We start from the raw sequence: 2,609 nt of genomic DNA on the forward strand, positions 1-2,609 counted from the left end.
TACCTATTTTGTCTTGGATTGTGGATTAAGAATCTCAATTAATTCGGGTAACTCCCTTCTTTTAAACTAAGAAGTTAGGTTCAACGAAAATTTAAATGATTAAGCCCCACCAGTCTGTGTCGTTTTGCGATATTCTGTGGGTGTCATGTCGTAAAACTTTTTAAACAGCGATCGAAAATGGTTTGTGTCACTGTAACCGACCTGCTGGGATATTTGTTCTATATTTAGGCGCGTAGTGTCCAATTTTTCTCTAGCGAATGCTACTCGAATACGTTGTATGTAACTCATTGGAGATTCGCCAGTTGCTGCTTTAAAGCGACGTTTCATTTGTCTTTCACTCAAAAAGATTTTTTCTGCACACATAGCGACAGAGAGCCTGCTAGGGTCTTCATTATGCATCCATTCTTGTAATCGATTAATCAAACCGTCACTGTGCTGTTGGTATTGAACAAAACTTGTTAAAAAAATTCGCTTTATTTTCGAAAGATCGCCTCCCAAATATTGTTCACATTTTATTCTTTGGGCGGTGCCCAACAGAGCGTCAATTAACAAGATTGTTGCGGCGAAGTATTCTTTAATACCAGAGGTGCATATATATCTGCCTTCATGAGTAATTTTTAAGTGTGGTTTGAATTTTACTTGGGGGAATTGCTTGCGAAAATCTTCAGCATATACCCAATGTGTAGTAGCGCTTCGTTTGTTTAAAACCCCAAGCTCCGCCAGAAGAAAAGCCCCTGTACATAAAGAGAGAACAAACTCAGACTGCGCGATTTGTTTTTGTAGCCAAGACTTAACCTCTTCGGATAAGACATAAGACCCTTTACTTATATCACCACATGCGCCTATTAGCAAAATATCTGTCTGTTCGACGGATGCCCAATGTGTATTACAGTTAATTATGAGTCCTCCAAGAAATTGAGTGGGCTCACCTGTAACGGATACATAACTAACCTGTGGGGTAGGTAATCCTGCTTGTATTGAAGCGATGGTCAGCATTTCGATTGGTCCCGAAATCGCTGTGATTGGGCTTCCTTCCAACAAGAGTGCAGTGATCTTTAAAGGTTCTCTTTTGTTGCTCATGAGTATTGTATTTCTCGGACATGTCTTATTTGCTAGTACTATGTCCAAAAAACCTTAAAAACACTAATGAACAAATCCAAATTTTACAACACTTACCGTTGACCGTAATTTTACAAAATTAAATTAACTCATTGGTATTAAAGGGTTTATTTTAAACACATTTGGTTATAACTAAATGTGTTGGTTGATTAGGTTAATTACTCTAATTAATCTGCAGTGATACACTGGACACTGCTGGTTAATAAACTGGAATAACAAAATATATATTTGTCTTGATACAAGGTCTGGAAAAATTGTTCCGAGGAATCGTTAATCAAGTGGGCTTCAGCGAAGTCGAGTTCGGTGGAGGGAATGTAGTTTGAGCTACGTAGTACGTTGGTCGTCGAAAAAAGGTTTATGCCCCAAAAATAAACTGAGTAATAAACGTTGAGAGCCTTGTTTTCTCCTTCGGATAGTGTGCTCGAATGGATATCGTGGACTCCTCCCCACCGATGATCAACGGTAATAACTTCTTTGAAGGTATCGACTTCAAATTTTGTATATGTACGACCGCGAGAAAACAACATGGTGTTGTTTCGACCATCGAGGAATGGAGGATGGTTAAGGTTATTCATCCACGAGAGCAGCGCAATGATGAGTGTATTTGCCAACACCAGCCAAACGATGGCTTTACTGACATTGTTCATTAATGGCCTCTTTTACTTGCTCGATTGAATAATCTCGGGAAAAACTAAAATTCATTGTGTGACGTTCATGCAAATTGTTAGGTTGGTAAACACACGATATATACAATTGCTCGGGGTTTTCAGAAATATATAGCATACGCAAATCACTTGAGTATCTCCGTTTGAGATCCTTGAAACGTTGACTTCCATTTTTAGTATTCGTAAAGTAATACGTTACCCCCAAATACTCACGCTGATTCCATTGGAGACGATCTGTGGTGCTATTGTAATATATGATCCGTGCTAACCAAGTAATGCTAAGTAGCAACAAGAGTGAGAGAATCAATAAAATAAATTTTTGAAGGTATTGTAGATGAGCTGATAGACCAATCTTTTCTTGATGCTCTAGTTGGGGAGTGTCTTGGGGTATTTCTGAGCAAGAGGTTGATAAGTTGTCTTGTTCAAGAGCTACAGGCATCTCAAGACTTATGAGGTCGCTAACCACCGAATAACCATGTCTAGGTACAGTTTTTATAATATTTTGTTGGCGGCCATTATCTCCTAAAGCTATGCGTAGGTGAGCTATGGATTGCGTTAAACTCGCTTGAGAGACGACACGCCCCGGCCAAGCCGCGTTTATTAAGGCGTTTTTTGAAACAGTTTTTCCTTGATATTGACATAAAAGCTCTAAAATTTTGCAATCTGTAGAGTGCAATTTTTTGCTCTTCCCATTACTTTGGTTAGTTAGTTGATGCCGAAGTGTTGGATTAAATGTCCACATGCTATGCTGTTTTCTTCTCATTGAAGGCGATTTTTTTCTTTATCTTTAGATATATTGACACATTGAACTGAGCTGTTCGACAG

Annotated in this window: 3 protein-coding genes; all 3 read right to left on the reverse strand. The window is 38.8% G+C overall.

Annotated features, from left to right (window positions below):
- Positions 1-99: 99 nt before the first annotated feature.
- The 3 genes from AB4653_RS13775 to AB4653_RS13785 all read right to left on the reverse strand — a co-directional run bounded on the left by AB4653_RS13775 (position 100) and on the right by AB4653_RS13785 (position 2,526).
- A complete protein-coding gene (locus AB4653_RS13775; protein WP_102257271.1) occupies positions 100-1,080 on the reverse strand; it encodes a GlxA family transcriptional regulator in 981 nt (326 codons plus the stop codon).
- 206 nt (positions 1,081-1,286) lie between these two features.
- Positions 1,287-1,766: a hypothetical protein gene (locus AB4653_RS13780; RefSeq protein ID WP_017082556.1), complete on the reverse strand. Its 480-nt coding sequence runs from the start codon at positions 1,764-1,766 to the stop codon at positions 1,287-1,289.
- Positions 1,750-2,526: a winged helix-turn-helix domain-containing protein gene (locus AB4653_RS13785; RefSeq protein ID WP_231903591.1), complete on the reverse strand. Its 777-nt coding sequence runs from the start codon at positions 2,524-2,526 to the stop codon at positions 1,750-1,752. Before AB4653_RS13785 ends, AB4653_RS13780 begins: the two co-directional genes overlap by 17 nt.
- Positions 2,527-2,609 lie beyond the last annotated feature (83 nt).

Source organism: Vibrio sp. 10N.222.48.A3, from assembly GCF_041475345.1.
GTDB lineage: Bacteria > Pseudomonadota > Gammaproteobacteria > Enterobacterales > Vibrionaceae > Vibrio > Vibrio tasmaniensis_A.